The following is an 18930-nucleotide window of genomic DNA, read 5'->3' as shown; positions in this document are numbered from 1 at the left end:
GTTGATAGACGCATCTGATTTAAACACGTTGCGTCTGTTTTTAAATATAAGGAGTGAAATTCATGTCAGAATCAAGTACAACATCATATCAACATGTAAATCATAGTAACGTCAACACCGCCGAAGAGCAAACTGAAACAAAAGTGAAAAGAAAATTCCAATTACCTCATGTGCTATTAATGATGCTCATTATGATGATGTTTGCTTGTTTACTGACGTATGTTATTCCTGCTGGGCAATTTGATACGAGTAAAGACGGATCAATGATCCAGGGGACTTATCATGCGATTTCACAAAATCCAGTGAACCCATTTTATGCCATTACACTCATACTTAATGGGGGAATACAATCTGCCCAAACGATTACCTTATTATTATTTATAGGCGGCGCAATGGGCGGTATATTACAATTAGACTCTGTGACAAAATTAACGAATTATATGATTTTTCGTTTCGAACATGCAGGTGCATTACCATTAATTATCGGCTTATTTTCTTTAATGGCATTTATCGGCTTCTTCGTTGGTGGAGATCAAATGATCGTGTTCGTAACGCTTGGTGTCATACTCGTAAACCGTTTGAAATTAGACCCTATTATGGCTCTAGCCATTACATTTTTACCTTTGTATATGGCTTTTTCAATTTCTCCATCAGGTATGGCTAAAATTGGTCAAATTGTTTATCCTGAAGTAGCGCTTTATTCAGGATATGGCGGGAGAGCCATAATGTATGCAGTGTTTTTGATTATCACACTGTTATATGTAATTTGGTATGCGAGAAGAGTGATTAAAGATCCAAATAAGAGTATGATGCCGACACAAACGTGGCTATTTAATCACAAGGAAAAAAGTAATGATGATATGGCAATTGAAGATAGACAAGTAAATTGGAGAGATATCATCGTAGCTGCTTTAGTCATTGTGACGCCGATTATATTAGCCTTAGGTAATGGTATGTTAAACTGGACAGAAAAATACGGCAATGGTGTATTTATTACAGTTTTTGGCATTAGTTTTGTTTTAGCCTATTTCATAAAACAAAAAGGGACAACTGCAATGGTTGATGGATTTTTGGAAGGTGCTAAACCGATGTTGGTCGTAGCATTTGCGATTATCATGGCAAATACAATTAGTGTAATTTTAGAAAAAGGTAAGATATTAAGCACAATTGTAAACGGTCTTACTACACAACTTGATGGGTCATCGTCTGGCATGGTAGCTGTTATTGTCTTTATTGTCGCAGGTATATTTAATTTCCTCGTACCATCTGGTTCAGGGTTAATGAGTGTGATGATTCCTATTTTACAACCTGTAACTAATGCATTAGGCGTTAATGATCAAATGTTGTTAACCTCTTTATCGTTTGGTGGAGGGTTAGGTAACTTAATTACACCAACTTTAGGCGCAACAGTAGGTGCTATCGCGATCGCCAAAGCAAACTTTGGTTCGTGGTTTAAATTTATGGCACCACTATTTCTAATTTGGATTGTTGCTGGCTCGGTTATACTTTACATTTTCACTGCTGTAGGTTGGAGCGGCGGCGTTTAAAAATAACAAAAATATAAGGAACAATGATGTAATGTAATATTTTAGAAGTCATATTTAACTTTTAAAATAACAGTTTTTATCATTGTTCCTTTTTTTATTTATTGTGCAATTGTGAGCGTGAAAGGGACGTCATGTGTCCATTTTTGAGTTGGTGGTTCATCCGTTATGACTTCGGTGATATCACTGATTTTTGCAAAGGAAAGTGTAGAAGAAATATCGAATTTACTTTTATCAATAAGTGCAATTACATTTTCACTTTCTCGCACCATTTGTTTTTTTAATTGAACTTCAGGTAGTGAGAAGTCTGTTAATCCATTATCAAGTGTAAAGCCATTTGCGGATAAAAAGAAATAATCAATATGATACATTTCTAATATTTGTGAATCTATATTACCAGTAATAGCATTTGAGTCCTGCGAAACAAATCCTCCAACTACTAGAACAGTTAAATGAGGGTTCTCTTTTAAAAGTACCGCATTTTCTAAACCATTGGTAATAATTGTAAGTTCCATTGTAGTTTCTGCTAATAATTTTGCTAATTCATATGTTGTAGAGCTTGCATCAATCATAATGCACTGTTGAGGTTCAATCTTTTTTAATGCATATTTACTAATCTTATATTTTTCACTATGTTTTTGTGTCAGGCGATAAGAAAAGTTTAATTTAGACGTCATATTTTCAGTTACTTTTGCACCACCATGTGTTCGAGTTACTTTGTTTTCACTTTCTAAACGTCTAAGATCACTCCTAACGGTTGCTTCTGTCACACTTAAATAATCTGAAAGCTGTTTAACAGTCGCACGTTTATGTGATTTTATATAAGTATATATATGCTCTCTTCGTTCATCCGCGTACATTTTCATATGAATCATATCCTCCTTCGTATCATAAACTATTTTAACATAAATCGTACACAAGCAAATAAAAACAGGTCAAAACGAAAATAAATGAAAAAATATTTGAAAGAAACGAAAATATATATTAGAATTGTAGTTGTGAATGAAAACGCTTTCTAAAAAGTGGAGGAGTTGTTAATAATGACAAAGAAAAATTATCCAGAAAAAATGAATGCTGTTGTAGCTTATGCACCTGGTGAATATAAATATGAAACTGTAGATACACCAACAATTGATAATGCTAAGGAAATTGTCGTTAAAGTAGAAGCTTGTGGAATTTGCGCAGGCGATATCAAAGCATATGATGGGGCACCTAGTTTTTGGGGTGATGAAACACAGCCATCTTATATTAAGGCACCGATGATACCTGGCCATGAATTTATTGCACGCGTTGTAGAAAAAGGTGATGAAGTTACAGATTTTGAAATTGGTGATCGTGTAATTTCTGAACAAATTGTACCTTGTTGGGATTGTAGATTCTGTAACCACGGACAGTATTGGATGTGTGAAAAACATGATTTATATGGTTTCCAAAATAATGTAAACGGTGGTATGGCAGAATATATGAAATTTACGAAAGAAGCGATTAACTATAAAGTACCAGAAGATATGCCGATTGAAAAAGCGATTTTAATAGAACCTTATGCATGTAGCTTACACGCTGTACAACGTGCGAATGTTAAACTCGGCGATTTTGTTGTGTTATCGGGTGCAGGCACTTTAGGTTTAGGCATGGTTGGTGCTGCTAAAAAATCAGGTGCTGAAACGTTAGTAGTGCTAGATATGAAAGACGATCGATTAGAGTTAGCTAAAAAATTCGGCGCTGATATTGTTATGAATCCATCTAAAGTAGATGTCGTCAAAGAAATAAAAGCGCTAACTGAAGGGTATGGTTGTGATACTTACATCGAAGCAACAGGTCATCCTAAATCCGTAGAGCAAGGGTTGAGTGCCATTAGAAAATTAGGTCGTTTTGTAGAATTCTCCGTATTTGCTGATCCTGTTACAGTGGATTGGAGTATCATATCAGATCGTAAAGAATTAGACCTAATGGGTAGTCATTTAGGACCTTATTGCTATCCACTTGTTATCGATGGTATTGCAAAAGGAGACTTCCCAACAGATGGTGTTGTGACACATCAATTAGCACTTAAAGATTTTGAAGAAGGTTTTGAACTAATGAAAAAAGGTGATCAATCATTAAAAATTGTTCTGGTACCTTAAATAGCTAAGCATCAAATACAGAACATCGTAAAAGGAGAGAATTGAAATGAAAAAGATGATTAATAACCCCGATAATGTCATTGAAGAGTTAATGACAGGTTATGTGATTGCCTATCCTGACTATATTAGACGTTCAAAACTTCATCAAAGGGCGTTAATTGGAAAGAAACGTGATACTAATCGAAAAGTAAGCGTATTAATAGGTGGTGGCTCAGGACATGAACCAGCTTTTCTGGGTTATGTAGGGAAAGGTATGGCTGATGGTGTTGCTGTCGGTAATATATTTGCATCGCCTTCTCCTATTCCAATACAAGCTGTAACTAAAGAAATCAGTGAAGGCCACGGTGTGCTATACATCTATGGTAATTACGCGGGCGATTTGATGAACTTTGAAATGGCTAGTGAAATGACTGAAATTGAAGACGACATTGAAACAGCAGTGGTTATTGGTACTGATGATGTTGCGTCTTCAAAAGACATTAATGATCGTAGAGGGATAGCGGGAGAGTTGCTAGTGTATAAGGTAGCAGGCGCAGTAGCTGACTTTGGTTATAACTTAGAAGAGGTAAGACGTATTGCCCAGTTAGCTAATGATAATACACGTTCAATGGGCATTGGTTTAAGTCCGTGCTATTTACCTCAAACTGGAAAACCAAGTTTTGATTTAGAAGCGAATGAGATGGAAATTGGTTTAGGCCATCATGGTGAGCCTGGTATTGAAAAAACAACAATCCGCACAGCAAAAGAAACAGTCCATGTGATTATGCAAAATATTTTAAAAGAAGGATTATACAACGCTGACGATGAAGTGGTTGTATTAGTTAATGGTTTGGGTGCAACCTCTCAGATGGAACTGTACATCATAAATAAAGAAGTAGATGAAATTTTAAAAGAACAAAATATTATAACATATAAATCTTATGTAGGTAATTTTATAACTTCAATGGAAATGGGCGGCTTTTCGGTGACTTTAATGAAATTAGATGACACTTTGAAATCATGTATAGATCATCCTGTAGATTGCCCAAACTTTAAAGAAGTGTAGGAGGAAGTAGTTATGGCGTTGACGAGTCAATCATTTAAATCATATATCTTAGCATTAACAACCTTATTTGAAGAACAACAAGATATACTCTGTGAATTGGATAGAAAAATCGGTGACGGTGACCATGGTGTGACGATGAACATCGGTTATCAAGCGGTACAAAAAACGATAAATAATGAATTACAAACACAAGACGATATCGCAAAGATTAGTGTTGCAGTAGGTAAAAGTTTTTTAGATGCAGTTGGTTCTTCAGTCGGTCCACTTTATGCTTCTGGCTACCTTAAATCGGCCGTTGCGATAAAAAATAAAACTGAACTAGATGATGCAGCATTATATCAATTTTGGATTGCATTTAGCAAAGGTATTAAAGATAGAGGTAAAGCTGAAATAGGAGATAAGACAATGATAGATACGCTTGAGCCATTTTACAAATCTTTAGAAATCTCACTAAATAATGGTGAAACTTTTGGTGATGCTTTTAATAAAGCGCTGGTTAAAGCGAAGGCAGGAATGGATAGTACGAAAGATATTATTTCGAATAAAGGACGTTCTAAAAGACTCGGTTATCGTGCTCAAGGACATGTTGACCCAGGCGCGACATCTTCATATCTCATGTTAGAAACTTTTAAATCATTTATTTAATTACTGTAGCTAAATCTATAAGGAGGAATTAGAATGAAAATAGCAATTGGTGCAGACCATAATGGTTATGAATTAAAAGAAGCGGTTAAAGCTCACGTTGAACAATTAGGTCATGAGGTAGAGGATTTTGGTTGTCATCAATGTGCAGAAACTGACTACCCTGATGTAGCTGCTGAAGTAGGTAAAAGCATTCAACAAGGACAAAACGAAAGAGGCATCTTAATTTGTGGTACAGGTATTGGCGTAGCAATCACCGCTAATAAACTCAAAGGTATTCGTGCAGCAGTTGCACATGATTATTACTCTGCAGAGCGTGCACAATTAAGTAATAACGCACAAATTTTAACAATGGGTGCACAAATCATTGGCATAGAAGTCGCTAAAAAGAACGTTGAAGCTTATCTCAACGTAGCATGGGAAGGTGGTTCACAGCGTAAAGTGGATAAAATAGACCAAGTAGAGAATAATGAAAGTAACTAAAATATAACTTAAAATCAATTCATATATTAAAAGTGCTCATTCCTAATCACAAAAATTTAGGGATGAGTATTTTATTGTTTAGAGAGTACATGAGTGATATTTATTTTGTGAAAATGAAAGTCTTATACTTTAAAATATAGTATTGTACAAATAAACAATATGTAATAAATTGATTGCAAGTATATAACATGAATTAAAATAATTATTGTAAATGATATGTCTGAAAAATGACAATTAATGATTAATATTGTGAATACACTTTGAATTTAATATGATGAGAAGTATAAGACTTAATTAGGGGGATTTGCCGTGCAACTATCTATAAGATTTCCTAAAACGGCGATGTCTATATTTTTCATCACTATAATTATAGTGTTTATGGCATTAACACAACAAGTGTCAGCGCATGCCACACTTGAAAAAGCAACGCCAAATGCAAATAGCGTCGTAGATGAACAACCAGGTGAAATTGAATTACAATTTAATGAACCAGTACACGCACAATATTCGAGCGTGCAAATTTTTGATGATACTGGAAGTGAAATTGCTGAAGTGAAACCGAGTACAACGGGGTCTTCTCAGACATTAACATTTCCTGTGGATGAGTTAGAAAAAGGGACGCATAATATAAAATGGCAAACAATGTCGGCAGATGGACACGAGATAAGCGACACGTTTGAATTTTCAATTGGTAAAGAAACTGCAAATGGAATTGACACCACGCCACCATTTTATGAAAAAGCAGATTTTTGGTTTGGTGCATTACGCTTTATTACTGAGGGGCTGATTATTATATTATCTGGCCTATTTCTAGTAAATCAATTAGCAAGTAGAAAAGGATTATTAACGTTTAATTCTGATCGATATTTTAAACCCATCATATGGATACTTGTGATGCTTTCAGTAATGACTGCTTTAGTTTATATGATGACACTTTCTTCAGATGTCGTTTCTGATGTATTATCATTGCAAACAGCAGCACTAACGCAAGTGCCATTTGTCTTAACGATGGTGGCAATTATAGTATTATTAGGGCTATTTACATTGAAGCACATGGCACAGAGTTGGTATGTGTTAATATCAATTGCAATGTTGGTTGCATTAAGTATGTCTGGACACGCATGGTCTCAAAGCGTGCAAATTTGGTCGATTCTAATTAGAACAGTACATATAGGCGGCATGTCACTTTGGTTAGGGGCATTGGCTTATTTACTATGTGTTGTATATGCCAATACACGACAAAATAGTCAGCCCATCAGATCTTTTTTATTGAAAATAAATACGACAGCGGTAACGCTCATAATTATTTCTGGTGTATTGATGGCTATAGACCAAACAAATATATTAGCTATTTGGACTAATATACAAACATGGAGTGCATTACTCATCGTTAAAGTGCTATTGACACTCATAATGATGGGGTTAGGATTTTATCAAACAACTCGTGCGTTAGGAAAGCAACAGCGTGCAAATAAAGCAACATTGTATGGTGAATTAAGTGTGGGTCTTATATTGATATTAGTTGGTGTCATTATGAGTCAAATCAATATTCCAGGATAAAGGGAGATTAAAAATATGTTAAAACAAATTTTGACAGCAATAGTGGTGTGTATCGTTGCAGTGAGTTTTTCTAAAAGTGCAGAGGCGCACGTGACATTAAATCCAGATACAAGTGAACCGGGCTCTTATGAAAAGTATGACGTTAGAATCCCAGTAGAAAAAGATGCAAATACGACTAAAATCGAATTAAAAGTACCCAAAGCGCTTACTGTAGTTGGCGTAGAGCCTAATGATCAATTTGAGCATAAATTAACTAAAGATGATGACGGTAATATTACTAAGATCACTTGGACAGCAAAAGATAAGGGGATTGGTCCAAATGAATTCATCGATTTAGCAATCCAAGTTGCTAACCCTGAAAAAGAGGGAGAATTTAAATGGGATGCTTATCAAACGTACGATGATGGTGATACTGTTAGATGGACAGGCGATAAAGATGCAGAAAAACCTGCGCCTATTACTAAAGTAGCTAAAGGCAGCGCAGATACTGCTGGAAGTAGTCAATCTAGTAATGGACCAATAGCATTATGGATTGTATCTATTGTCGCAATCATTTTATCGTTAGTAGCAATCTTTAAAAAGACAGCTAAATAAAATGGTGTGTAAAGTTAATTAGTAAAATAAGTAAAAAGACGAGTCATCTTAAAAAACTGACTTGTCTTTTTAATGAGTAAGTTTGTAGAATTGTCACTGTAATTTTCAAAAAATTATCCTATAATAGCTATAAGGAGGAGTCTCGATGCGCAGAATTTTGTATGCTTTTTTAGTCTATACAATCTTAGGTTTACTAAGTGGGTTTTATTATCGTGAATTAACATTAGCGTATGATTTTACCGGTGAAACACAACTTGTAGTTGTACACACACATACACTGATATTAGGTATGTTTATGCACCTTATTTTATTACCTGTAACAAAAGTCTTTAATTTAAGTAGTTATTATCTATTTAATTGGTTCTACATTATATTTAACCTTGGTGTATTAACAACTATAGGGATGATGTTTACTAAAGGGACATATCAAGTCATAGGTAAAACAGTACCAGAATCATTTGCAGGATTTGCTGGTATCGGACATACAATATTAACAGCAGGGTTTATTTTATTATTCTTCTTGTTAAAAAATGCAATTATCAAAGATCCTAAAGATGAAATGTAAAGTTCAATGCTTCATTAAGTACAATCATAAGTTTAAAAAACCTAACTATCAACAGTTGAATAGTTAGGTTTTTTATTTACTTGATAACATGCTTGTTAATAAAATATTGGTTAAGACGAAAAACCATATAGTTATATCAACTTTAAGTTTCCAAATAAATGTTAAATGGATTAAAAATAACAGCGTTTCCATTGATAATCGTTATCATTTCAAGCATAATAGGATCAAGAGAAAAGATAGATTTTGGGAGGATTCATTATGAATGACGTTATAATTATTGGTGGCGGACCAGCAGGATTGTATGCGAGTTTCTATGCGGGTTTACGAGGTATGAGTGTTAGAATTATTGATATACAAGATAAACTTGGTGGGAAAATGCATATTTATCCTGAAAAAATTATATGGGACATTGGCGGCTTAGCGCCTAAACCTTGTTCTGAAGTGATTAAAGATACTGTTGAACAAGGTTTACATTTTAATCCTGAAGTGAATTTGGAAGAATGTGTCATAGACATTAGAAAAATAGCGGAACAGCATTTTGAAATTGAAACGGATAAGCATAATGTGTACGAAGCAAAAGCTGTCATCATTGCAATCGGTGGTGGTATTATTAACCCTAAGCAATTAGATATCAAAGATGCAGAGCGCTATAAACTAACGAATTTGCACTATGTAGTACAATCATTGAAAAAATTTAAAAATAAAAATGTGTTGATTTCAGGCGCTGGGAATTCTGCTTTGGATTGGGCAAATGATTTAAGTGGTTATGCTAAAAGTGTCACACTTATTTATCGTAAAGCAGATATTAAAGGCTATGAAGCAATGAAAGATATGTTGGATAAATTAGAAGTTGAAAAGTTACCTAACACACATATAAATCAACTTATTGGTGATTCTACGCAAACTAAAATTGAGCAGGTCATTTTAGAAAATATAGAAACGAAAGAACAAATCGCAAAAACATTTGATGAAGTCATTATAAGTCATGGATTTGATCACCAAAACACATTATTAGAAGAATCTTCAACTCAAGTGGATATGTTTAACGAATATAGTATTAAAGGTTTTGGCAATACATCTACAAGTATTGAAGGGGTATACGCATGTGGTGATATTATTTATCATGAAGCAAAGGCACATTTGATTGCAAGCGCATTTAGTGATGCTGCTAATGCCGCAAACTTAGCTAAATTATATGTAGAACCTAAGGCTACGCCTGAAGGTTATGTGTCTAGTCATAATGATGTATTTAAAGAGTCCAATAAAGTGGTTATGAAAAAATATTTATAAAAAAGTAAGCTAAGAGACTGTGTGATATGATAAATGTTGCATAGTCTTTTTTAGGAGTTGTTCGTAAATGATAGAAATAAAATATGAAGCACCAGCAGTTTCAGAGTATCGAAATTTACGTAAAATAGCAGGGTTGAGTGAGAAGTCTCAAAAAGCAGCAGAAAAAGGTTTAGCTAATGCTTGTTTTGATGTAACAATTTATGATAACCAATTGCTTATTGGTATGGGAAGAGTGATTGGTGATGGTGGCACAGCGTTTCAAATTATTGATATAGCTGTAGATCCAAATTATCAAGGTCAAGGTTATGGCAAGGTGATTATGACTAATATTATGGCGTACATTTCTGCTGAAGCTGAACAAGGTACCTATGTCAGTTTAATTGCTGATTATCCAGCAGATAAGTTATACGCGCAATATGGTTTTATAATGACAGAACCCCATTCGGCAGGTATGTATAGAAAATATTAAAATATAATAAAGTTGGCAGTTTTTTGTGCACGCTTTTCACGGGTACGCATCAGTCTGTAATCTTCGGCTAGTGCTTTCCCCCGCAGGAGGCGACCCAAATCACTGATATTTTTAAAATAATCAATGATTTATCATTATTCATTGTTTGAAGTTGTATAGAGGCAAATGCACACAAAAATTTTTCATTTCCAAATAAAATCAGATGATTAAATTAATAAACAAAAATTGCCTGAAGTAAAATACCTATAAAAGACAAACTAAATGTTTAATGTACACAAAAAAAGAGGGTATGCAGTCATATAACTGCATACCCTCTTTGAGGTAAAACTGATTTTTATATAATGAAATTATTTAGTTTCACTAATATTTGCTTCGTCTGCATTGGTTCTAGAACGTAATTCAGCTTCAATTTCTTCTAAGCTACGTCCACGAGTTTCTGGTAAGTATTTAATAACAAAGATTAAAGCTACAATACCAACAGCTGCGAATATTAAGAACACTTGTTCCACTGGTAATACCTCAGTCAAGAGTGGGAAGAATTGAGCAACTAATAAACTACCAATTGACAATACTAATGCTGCCATACCTGTTGCTGCACCACGTGCACGCATTGGGAATAATTCTGGTAACATAACCCACAGCACTGGTCCCCAAGTGAAACCAAAGAATATAATGAATAGAGTTAAACAAGCAACAATAATCCAAGCGGATGATTGAATTCCCATTGACCATATTAAGATCGCCATAATTAATAATGAAGAAACCATACCGATATTACCGATAATTAATAGGCGTTTACGGTCAATTTTATCAATAATATTAATAGCAACAATTGTTACTATCACGTTCACTGCACCGATACCAACTGTACCTAAAATAGAAGTGGCATCTCCTAATCCAGCTTTACTGAAAATAGTAGGTGCATAATAAATGATTGCGTTAATACCTATGATTTGCTGCAGCAAGGCAAACACACAACCGATTAACAGTGTAGGTCGTAACCAAGCTGATTTTAATACATTCCAAGTGCTGTCAGAAACCTTGTTAATTTCTTTCATATCAGCAATTTCTTTATCTATTTCACTATGTTTAAACGTTAATTTCATAACGTCTCGAGCAGCTTTTTCGCTTCGATGTTCAAGTAGCCATCTTGGGCTTTCAGGCATAAATGCTACACCGATAAGCAAGATGATAGAAGGTACAATAGCAAGACCTAACATCCATCTCCAACCTTCAATTGGTGTGAAAGCGTAGTTGATTAAATATGATGATAAGATACCAATTGTAATCATTAATTGGTTTAATGAACTTAATGACCCACGTTGTTCCGTTGGTGCCATTTCAGATAAGTATACTGGAACAATTGCGGTAGAACCACCAACAGCTAAACCAATAACTAGACGACCGAGCACTAAGATTTGCATTGACGGTGCTAATGCTAGTATTAATGCTCCGACAATATAAATGATTGCTATGATAAATACAACACGTCTACGTCCAAGTCTGTCGGACATGGGGCCACTTGCTCCCGAACCAACAATCGCCCCAACGAGCATAGATGAAACGACTAAACCTTCTGTAAAACTATTTAAAGGAATATCATCTTTTATGAATAATAAGGCACCAGAAATGACTCCCATGTCATAACCGTAGAGTAATCCACCTAAGGCACCAAGGAAAAAGATGAGTTTCTTATTTATTTTCATTCCCAAACCCTCCTGATTTAATTCGATAGATATAAGTATACGCTTTCACATATTGGTTGTAAATATTAAAGTATAAGATTTTTATTAATTCATATGTGTTTATATCAAACGGAACATTTTCTATATGTAAATATAAATGGATTTATATTTAAAATGTAAAAAAAACCCTACTTCAAAATATAAATTGAAGTAGGGGATAAGAAATCATTATTTTACTATGCTTCGAAATCGATTACGATACGGCCTGAATTGTTATGGTCAAGCACTTTTTTAATACTATCTTCTATATCACTAAACTTGATTACTTGTTTAATTTCGTGTAATTGATCTGGTTTTAAGTCTTTAGCTAATCGACGCCAGATATGTTTACGTTGTCTCATTTCAGTATAAACTGAATCAATACCTATAATACTTGTACCTCTTAATATGAAAGGAAATACTGAACTGTCAAAGGTATGACCACCAGTCATACCGATTACTGCGATACTTCCATTGTAATCTATTTGTTTAATGATCTGAGATAAGCTTTCGCCACCTACAGGATCGATTGCTCCTTGCCAAGTACGTTTGCCAAGGAGTTTATTATCAGTTTCGTTAATACGAGGTATAACTTCTTTTGCACCGAGTGATTTAAGCTTTTCCTCAACACCTGATTTACCTGTGCTCGCTACAACATCAAAGCCGATAGAATCTAACATCATAACAGCAAGTGTTCCAACGCCACCTGTAGCACCACGTACAAGTACGTCATCTTTTTCAACTGAAAGGCCGTTACGCTCTAATTTCTCTATTGCTAATCCTGCTGTATAACCAGCTGTTCCATAAATCATAGCTTCTTCAAGTGTTAAATCTTTAGGTAATGGCACGATCCATTCTTCTTTGACACGAGCATATTCACTAAATCCACCAAAATGAGCACTGCCTAAACCATAACCAGTAACGATTACTTCATCACCAGGTTCAAATGCATGTGTATCAGAATGTTCTATTACGCCAGCTAAATCAATGCCTGGAACCATTGGATAAGAATTAACAACTTTTGAATTTTTAACTGTTGCTAATGCATCTTTATAATTGATACCTGAGTACTTAACCTTAATCAGCACTTCACCTGCTGGAAGGTCATCTATAGTTATATTTTTAAATTGATTTGTTACTTTGCCGTCTTGTTCATCGACCACAAAAGCTTTAAATGATTCAGTCATTGCCTTAGGGCACTCCCTTATGTATATATTTATGCACAATTAAAAAACTAGAATCAACTTTATCACGTAATTGCAAATTACACAATAAGCCTAGGCATAAGGTTTTTAAAGTAAGCGCTTTAAATTAAAAACTTTTATTTTTGTTGAAAGCATAGAAATGTTGTAAATATACCCTTTGGAAGCGATGGGATTTTAATCAATTTATAGTAAAATTATGCTCGTTTTAGTATAATAAATTACAAATATTAATAGAAATAGAGGTGGAATCATGACCCAATGTATTGAACGTGTTAAACAATCAGAAGTGGATATGTTGAGAGATTTGTGTATGACAACATTTAGAACAACGTTTGAGGAAGGAGAATATTCTGATGAAGATTTTAAACATTATTTTAATGAAGCATATGCTGTGGCGCAACTGGAAAAAGAGTTACTAAATAAAAATTCATTTACTTACTTTTATAAAGAAAATAATAACATTATTGGTTATTTTAAATTGAATGTTCATGATGCTCAAACAGAAGCTATGGGTGATGATTATCTCGAACTGCAACGCATTTATTTTTTACCTCAAGCGCAAGGTAGTGGTAAAGGTAAAGATGTCTTTGATTTTGCAGTAACAAAAGCAAAAGAACTCAACAAAACAAAGATTTGGTTAGGTGTATGGGAGCATAATGCACAAGCTTATCGATTTTACCTAAAACGCGGATTTACAGTGACTGGAGAACATCAATTTTATACAGGTTCGATTATAGATACGGATTTAATTATGGAAAAAAACTTATAGATATGAATAACATTAAATAAAATAACTTAATAATTAAGTGGCAATTTAAATATCATAAATTAAGTTAACTTATTAAGTTGATAATAATGTGAAATAAAGTTTTTAAATTGTTTAGTTTTCATTGCATTTATATTTTCTTTCGAAAGAATTTTGACAAAAGATGTTTATTTTTAAATTTATAGTGAATAACATACTAATTCTCATCTAACTTATTGGGCAAATTAATACATATGGCTAAACCATTAAGTTATGAGCATTAAAACATAAGGAGGTTTTTCTATATGAAAAAATTATTAGCAGGAGTTCTGACACTATCTTTAGCTTTAGCTGCTTGTTCAAATGGTGGCGATGATGAAAGTAATAAAAAGGACGATAGTTCAGACGACAAAAAGTCTAGTGAAGATCAGTCAAAAGATTCTAAGAATGATGACAAGAAGAGTAATGATAGCTCTGACAAAGATTCAGAAAAAGATTCAGATAGTAAATCTGACGACAGTAATTCGAGCGATGATGATAGTTCTGATAGCAACAGTAATAGCGACTCAGATAGCAATAGTTCATCAAGTGACAGTGGAAATGCTTCAGACAGCGATGGTTCAAATTCAAGTGATAGTAATAGTGCTAACGGTTCTAATAGTGGCGATAGTGCTAATAGTTCTAGTGCTGCAAATTCTAATAGCAATGCAGCTAACAATGGTAGCAACGCTAATGGCTCTGCAGATAGCGCAAATGCAAATGGTAATGCGAATTCTAACAGTAATGCATCAAATAATGCGAATACAAATAACGGTACAGCAAATTCAGGAACATCAGTATATGTACCGCCGTATCAAGGACAAAATGCAGTTCCAGTTTCTCAAAATATTTCTTCAGGAACTGTTGATAATCAGGCTGCATTACAGAATTTACCTAATTTCCAAAACTCATTAGATAATGCAACAGCAGAAGTTAATTCAATCAATGGTCAATCTAACCCTTATAATGATTTTGCCATTGAAGGTAGCGAAGGTAATTATAGTTATATCTTTAGTTTCCAAAATCAAGCTGAACCAGGAACATACTCAATTGCTACAGTAGATCAACAAGGGACTGTAAGAGTTGTAGATCCAGCTTATTATCAATAATCAATTTCAGTAGTAATCATATACACAATAAAAAAGGCTGGGAGATCTCATTACTGTAATGAGATCTCCCAGCCTTTTTAGTGTAAGTTTAACGATATTTCTAAGTTAATTATATGTTTTATTACATTTTTTAATAATATGAGACAGGGTTTCAAAAGCATGATTATCTTTATTGATAAAAGGGTTGGAATGAATTTCTGTCATTTGATGACTAATTAAATCATTTAACAATGCCTTAGCATCACTATACCTAACAGTAGCTAATGAATGCATAACTTCATCGTATACACCACGTTCAGCAATATATTTATCATGGTTTGGTGTGTACTGACAAACAGTTTTATTAATTGTTAATGCATCAAAAATGATAGAAGAATAGTCTGTGAGTACAATGTCTGAAACTAATAATAAATCTTGAACTTCAATATGTGACGGAGCAAGAATTGCATTTTCAGGAATATAAGAAGATTGATCTTCAATATGTCCTTTGAAAACAACATTATATTTATTGAGTAATCCATCACTAATAGGTAATAAATCTGAATCATCTTGTTGAGATTTCCATGTTGGTGCATAGAGTAAAGTTTCTTTTTCAGGGTCTAACTTCAATTCTCGTTTGATAAAAGAAATATAATGGTGATCAGTTTGTTTATCTAATAAGTATCTAATTCTAGGATAACCACAGTTTAAAATATGTGTTTGTTGTTGTGGGAAAGCAGATTTGAAATATTCAATAATGGATTCACTATCACACACAAAATAATCTTGTTGCAACCATTTGTTATATTTACGTGCTCGGTAATTGTAAATATTTAGATTTTGTGCCGGTTCATTACTATCTAAAAACAGTTTTTTTATAGGTGTACCGTGCCAAAGTTGAATAATAGTTCCATTGGGTTTTAGAGTGTCTGGAATGCTACTTTCTAATATTACTACACATGCGCTTTCTATAAGTTCTTTTGCTTTTGGATCATTTGGCTTGATGAAGTTTGGCCCATTGACATCATTGGTTATAAAATATATTGGTAATTTTGAAAAATGTTTTGCAAAGTGATTGAACAAGTAACGTGAATTACCTCTAAAGCCATAATCAAAGCCTAAGAATACAATATGATTTTTAACTTTTGACGAATCTTTTTCATATATGTAGCTTTTCTCTCGATGCTTTTTAACCGATTGACGTTGTACAATATTGAATAGCCAATGGGGCATTTTGAAACCTGTAGAATTTAACCATTTATCAGTAAATCGCATTTGTTCAGGTGCTAATGTTTCATTCGTCTTAAATGGGAGTCCGTGTTTATGTTCATATGCTAATTTATTTAAATTGAACTTTGTCGTATTCAATGGTGTGAGTTTGTGTATATCCTCCCATATCTTATTACTTGTAGTGAATGACTGACTGAAATCAAAAGTGACATGGCTGTCAGTAGCAACATCATCCTGCAATAGTGATATTAAAGCTAAATCAAATAAATTTTGTGTATTAAATTCATCTATAATACGTTGTGTTGTTTCTATATGGAAAATGATGTTTGGATAGTGATTAATGTTTTCTATCCAGTCATTAAATGTAATCTCTAATTTACCAAAATAGCGACAATCATTTATATATTGTTGGTCAACAGTATAGTCAGATACGATCGTACAAGGTTTTAATTCAACTGCACCAATCATATTTTTGTGTATTTTTATACTCTTGTTAATTACAACAAAATGTGTATAATCTTCTAGTGTTGCTTTTTTTAGTTGAGTTTCTAAATGTTTCCACTCATCTAATTCAATTTGTTTTATCATTAATATCCCTCTACTTAATCATTATTGTTACTATTTTACCACGGAGTGCACTTGAGATAAATGAATCCCTCGTAGAGCAGGTTTTAAAATTTAAAACTTCGTGTTAAGCTAGAAAAAATAATAGAAGTTTTAAAAAGTATATTGTATTTCATACAGAAAATGTTATAATTTCATTGTGAAAAAAATCACAATTATAATCTATCCCAAATTAAATTAAAATAGAAAGAAGTAGTGAAGCAAATGTTTGTAGAAACTTTTAACCCCTTTAACAATGTATTGGTGTCATCTATCATTGCAGCGATTCCTATTATTTTATTCTTGTTATGCTTAACTGTATTCAGAATGAAAGGGATATATGCGGCAATTACTACTGTAGTCGTTACATTAATTATTGTAATATTATGTTTTAAGCTACCAATAAGTATTGCTTCTGGCGCAGTTGTCGAAGGATTTTTCCAAGGTATCATACCTATTGGTTATATTGTTATCATGGCAGTATTATTATATAAAGTCACAACTGCAACAGGGCAGTTCCAAACTATCCAAGATAGTATCTCTAGTATCTCACAAGATCAACGTATCCAATTGTTACTTATTGGGTTTGCGTTTAATGGATTCTTAGAAGGTGCGGCAGGTTTTGGCGTGCCTATTGCAATATGTGCACTTTTACTTACACAACTTGGTTTTGCTCCATTACAAGCAGCGATGTTATGTTTAATCGCAAATGCTACAGCAGGGGCGTTTGGTGCGATTGGTTTACCAATCACTGTAATTAATACTTTAGGGTTACCAGAAGATATTACAGGTATGGCAGTATCACAAATGTCTACGCTAACTTTATTCATTATGAATATGGCGGTGCCGTTCCTATTAATATGGATTGTTGATGGTTTCAAAGGCATTAAAGAAACATTGCCAGCCATCTTAATTGTGAGTATTACTTATACAGTATTACAGGCTGTAATCACATTATTTATTGGGCCTGAATTAGCAGATATTATTCCACCATTAGGTGCAATGTTAGCATTAGCTTTATTCTCTAAAAAATTCCAACCAAAACATATCTTTAGAATTAATAAAGAAGAAAAACCACAAGAAATTGAGCAACATAAAGCAAAAGAAATTGTTTATGCATGGAGCCCGTTCTTTATTTTAACGGTATTTGTAATGATATGGAGTGCACCGAATTTCAAAGCATTATTTGAGCCGGGTGGTGCATTAGAAGCGTTTGTCTTTAATATCACATTGCCGGGCACTTATAGCGAAATTGCAAATAAAGCAATTAGTCTTCCTTTAAATATTTTTGGCCAAACAGGCACAGCCATTCTTTTAGTAATAATTATTACTATTCTAATGTCTAAACATGTTGGTTTTGCGGATGGTGGTCGACTATTTAAAAATTCATTTAAAGAACTTTGGTTACCAATTATCACAATTTGCTTTATCTTAGTGATTTCCAAACTTATGACTTATGCTGGATTAAGTAATGTGATTGGTGAAGGTATCGCAAAAACAGGGGCTATATTCCCATTATTATCTCCAATATTAGGTTGGATAGGTGTCTTCTTAACTGGATCAGTAACAAATAACAATACGTTATTTGCACCGATTCAAGCAGCTGTTGCAAATAATATAGGAGCAAGTGGTGCGTTACTCGTTTCTGCCAATACTGTTGGTGGTGTAGCAGCGAAACTTATATCTCCACAATCTATTGCAATTGCTACTGCATCTGTTCAACAAGTTGGTAAAGAATCTGAACTGTTGAAAATGACATTACGCTATAGTATTGCGATGCTCGTCTTCATATGTATTTGGACATTTATCTTGAATTTCTTTATCTAGAAATAAATAATTAAACAACGACTATAAATTATTTGGCTGTCGGCAGAGTTCATGACTTTGTTGACAGCTTTTTTGGTGTATGTTTTCGGTTAATGATTTTGTACTGGATCGACCCAAATCACTGGCGTTATTTAAATATAGATAAACCAAATGT

The 18930-nt window shown here is 33.7% G+C and carries 17 protein-coding genes; 13 read left to right on the top strand and 4 right to left on the bottom strand.

The features are described 5' to 3' along the window. Positions 1–62 precede the first annotated feature (62 nt). On the top strand, positions 63–1547 hold the full coding sequence (locus M4L39_RS11330) for a Na+/H+ antiporter NhaC family protein (RefSeq protein ID WP_277582126.1): 1485 nt from the start codon (positions 63–65) through the stop codon (positions 1545–1547). A 98-nt stretch (positions 1548–1645) separates the two neighbouring features. Here M4L39_RS11330 and M4L39_RS11325 read toward each other — a convergent pair whose 3' ends face one another. After that, a complete protein-coding gene (locus M4L39_RS11325) occupies positions 1646–2410 on the bottom strand; it encodes a DeoR/GlpR family DNA-binding transcription regulator (protein WP_065338647.1) in 765 nt (254 codons plus the stop codon). A 174-nt stretch (positions 2411–2584) separates the two neighbouring features. On the opposite strand from M4L39_RS11325, the gene M4L39_RS11320 reads away from it, so the two are divergent. From M4L39_RS11320 to M4L39_RS11280, 9 genes are all read left to right on the top strand, one after another. Beyond that, positions 2585–3667, top strand: a complete 1083-nt coding sequence (locus tag M4L39_RS11320; protein ID WP_277582125.1) for an MDR/zinc-dependent alcohol dehydrogenase-like family protein — start codon at positions 2585–2587, stop codon at positions 3665–3667. Positions 3668–3713: 46 nt separating this feature from the next. Next, a complete protein-coding gene (locus tag M4L39_RS11315) occupies positions 3714–4712 on the top strand; it encodes a dihydroxyacetone kinase subunit DhaK (RefSeq protein ID WP_277582124.1) in 999 nt (332 codons plus the stop codon). Between the two features lie 12 nt (positions 4713–4724). Then, a complete protein-coding gene (dhaL, locus tag M4L39_RS11310) occupies positions 4725–5357 on the top strand; it encodes a dihydroxyacetone kinase subunit DhaL (RefSeq protein ID WP_277582123.1) in 633 nt (210 codons plus the stop codon). A gap of 33 nt (positions 5358–5390) precedes the next feature. After that, positions 5391–5837 carry a ribose 5-phosphate isomerase B gene (rpiB, locus tag M4L39_RS11305; RefSeq protein ID WP_277582122.1) on the top strand — a complete coding sequence of 149 codons (447 nt, stop codon included), beginning with the start codon at positions 5391–5393 and terminating at the stop codon, positions 5835–5837. 309 nt (positions 5838–6146) lie between these two features. Then, positions 6147–7397 (top strand): copper resistance CopC/CopD family protein, encoded by a 1251-nt coding sequence (locus M4L39_RS11300; protein WP_277582121.1) that lies wholly within the window; start codon positions 6147–6149, stop codon positions 7395–7397. A 15-nt stretch (positions 7398–7412) separates the two neighbouring features. Continuing rightward, positions 7413–7991, top strand: a complete 579-nt coding sequence (locus tag M4L39_RS11295; RefSeq protein WP_277582120.1) for a YcnI family copper-binding membrane protein — start codon at positions 7413–7415, stop codon at positions 7989–7991. Between the two features lie 145 nt (positions 7992–8136). After that, entirely contained in the window at positions 8137–8556 is a 420-nt protein-coding gene (locus M4L39_RS11290; protein ID WP_277582119.1) for a DUF2871 domain-containing protein, read from the top strand. Between the two features lie 258 nt (positions 8557–8814). Next, positions 8815–9846, top strand: coding sequence for an NAD(P)/FAD-dependent oxidoreductase (locus M4L39_RS11285; protein WP_277582118.1), 1032 nt, complete (start codon positions 8815–8817; stop codon positions 9844–9846). Positions 9847–9913: 67 nt separating this feature from the next. Further along, a complete protein-coding gene (locus M4L39_RS11280; RefSeq protein ID WP_277582117.1) occupies positions 9914–10315 on the top strand; it encodes a GNAT family N-acetyltransferase in 402 nt (133 codons plus the stop codon). A gap of 347 nt (positions 10316–10662) precedes the next feature. Here the strand turns inward: M4L39_RS11280 and M4L39_RS11275 are convergent, their stop codons facing one another. Together M4L39_RS11275 and M4L39_RS11270 are read right to left on the bottom strand one after the other, a co-directional pair. After that, a complete protein-coding gene (locus tag M4L39_RS11275; protein WP_277582116.1) occupies positions 10663–12021 on the bottom strand; it encodes a sugar porter family MFS transporter in 1359 nt (452 codons plus the stop codon). A 215-nt stretch (positions 12022–12236) separates the two neighbouring features. Further along, positions 12237–13226 carry an acryloyl-CoA reductase gene (locus tag M4L39_RS11270; protein WP_277582115.1) on the bottom strand — a complete coding sequence of 330 codons (990 nt, stop codon included), beginning with the start codon at positions 13224–13226 and terminating at the stop codon, positions 12237–12239. Between the two features lie 268 nt (positions 13227–13494). Between M4L39_RS11270 and M4L39_RS11265 the strand changes: the two genes are divergently transcribed. Further along, entirely contained in the window at positions 13495–14013 is a 519-nt protein-coding gene (locus M4L39_RS11265; protein ID WP_277582114.1) for a GNAT family N-acetyltransferase, read from the top strand. Between the two features lie 281 nt (positions 14014–14294). Continuing rightward, on the top strand, positions 14295–15137 hold the full coding sequence (locus M4L39_RS11260; protein WP_277582113.1) for a hypothetical protein: 843 nt from the start codon (positions 14295–14297) through the stop codon (positions 15135–15137). Positions 15138–15242: 105 nt separating this feature from the next. On the opposite strand, the gene M4L39_RS11255 is transcribed toward M4L39_RS11260, so the two are convergent. Next, a complete protein-coding gene (locus tag M4L39_RS11255) occupies positions 15243–16934 on the bottom strand; it encodes a CDP-glycerol glycerophosphotransferase family protein (RefSeq protein ID WP_277582112.1) in 1692 nt (563 codons plus the stop codon). A gap of 240 nt (positions 16935–17174) precedes the next feature. On the opposite strand from M4L39_RS11255, the gene M4L39_RS11250 reads away from it, so the two are divergent. Next, complete coding sequence (locus M4L39_RS11250; RefSeq protein WP_277582111.1) at positions 17175–18776, top strand: L-lactate permease; 1602 nt, start codon at positions 17175–17177, stop codon at positions 18774–18776. The last annotated feature ends 154 nt before the right edge of the window (positions 18777–18930 follow it).

Origin of the sequence: Staphylococcus equorum, from assembly GCF_029531845.1 — a bacterium.
Taxonomy (GTDB): Bacteria; Bacillota; Bacilli; order Staphylococcales; family Staphylococcaceae; genus Staphylococcus; species Staphylococcus equorum_C.
Note: the sequence above shows the minus strand (reverse complement) of the source record. Positions and strands in the feature narration are given on the sequence as shown.

What these genes read in the sequence shown, in the direction of transcription:
- M4L39_RS11290 (WP_277582119.1), top strand. Translation starts at nt 8,137, where the DNA reads ATGCGCAGAATTTTGTATGCTTTTTTAGTCTATACAATCTTAGGTTTA.
- M4L39_RS11265 (WP_277582114.1), top strand. Translation starts at nt 13,495, where the DNA reads ATGACCCAATGTATTGAACGTGTTAAACAATCAGAAGTGGATATGTTG.
- M4L39_RS11270 (WP_277582115.1), bottom strand. Translation starts at nt 13,226, where the DNA reads ATGACTGAATCATTTAAAGCTTTTGTGGTCGATGAACAAGACGGCAAA.
- M4L39_RS11280 (WP_277582117.1), top strand. Translation starts at nt 9,914, where the DNA reads ATGATAGAAATAAAATATGAAGCACCAGCAGTTTCAGAGTATCGAAAT.
- M4L39_RS11295 (WP_277582120.1), top strand. Translation starts at nt 7,413, where the DNA reads ATGTTAAAACAAATTTTGACAGCAATAGTGGTGTGTATCGTTGCAGTG.
- dhaL (WP_277582123.1), top strand. Translation starts at nt 4,725, where the DNA reads ATGGCGTTGACGAGTCAATCATTTAAATCATATATCTTAGCATTAACA.
- M4L39_RS11260 (WP_277582113.1), top strand. Translation starts at nt 14,295, where the DNA reads ATGAAAAAATTATTAGCAGGAGTTCTGACACTATCTTTAGCTTTAGCT.
- M4L39_RS11320 (WP_277582125.1), top strand. Translation starts at nt 2,585, where the DNA reads ATGACAAAGAAAAATTATCCAGAAAAAATGAATGCTGTTGTAGCTTAT.
- M4L39_RS11330 (WP_277582126.1), top strand. Translation starts at nt 63, where the DNA reads ATGTCAGAATCAAGTACAACATCATATCAACATGTAAATCATAGTAAC.
- rpiB (WP_277582122.1), top strand. Translation starts at nt 5,391, where the DNA reads ATGAAAATAGCAATTGGTGCAGACCATAATGGTTATGAATTAAAAGAA.
- M4L39_RS11325 (WP_065338647.1), bottom strand. Translation starts at nt 2,410, where the DNA reads ATGAAAATGTACGCGGATGAACGAAGAGAGCATATATATACTTATATA.
- M4L39_RS11250 (WP_277582111.1), top strand. Translation starts at nt 17,175, where the DNA reads ATGTTTGTAGAAACTTTTAACCCCTTTAACAATGTATTGGTGTCATCT.
- M4L39_RS11255 (WP_277582112.1), bottom strand. Translation starts at nt 16,934, where the DNA reads ATGATAAAACAAATTGAATTAGATGAGTGGAAACATTTAGAAACTCAA.
- M4L39_RS11285 (WP_277582118.1), top strand. Translation starts at nt 8,815, where the DNA reads ATGAATGACGTTATAATTATTGGTGGCGGACCAGCAGGATTGTATGCG.
- M4L39_RS11315 (WP_277582124.1), top strand. Translation starts at nt 3,714, where the DNA reads ATGAAAAAGATGATTAATAACCCCGATAATGTCATTGAAGAGTTAATG.
- M4L39_RS11275 (WP_277582116.1), bottom strand. Translation starts at nt 12,021, where the DNA reads ATGAAAATAAATAAGAAACTCATCTTTTTCCTTGGTGCCTTAGGTGGA.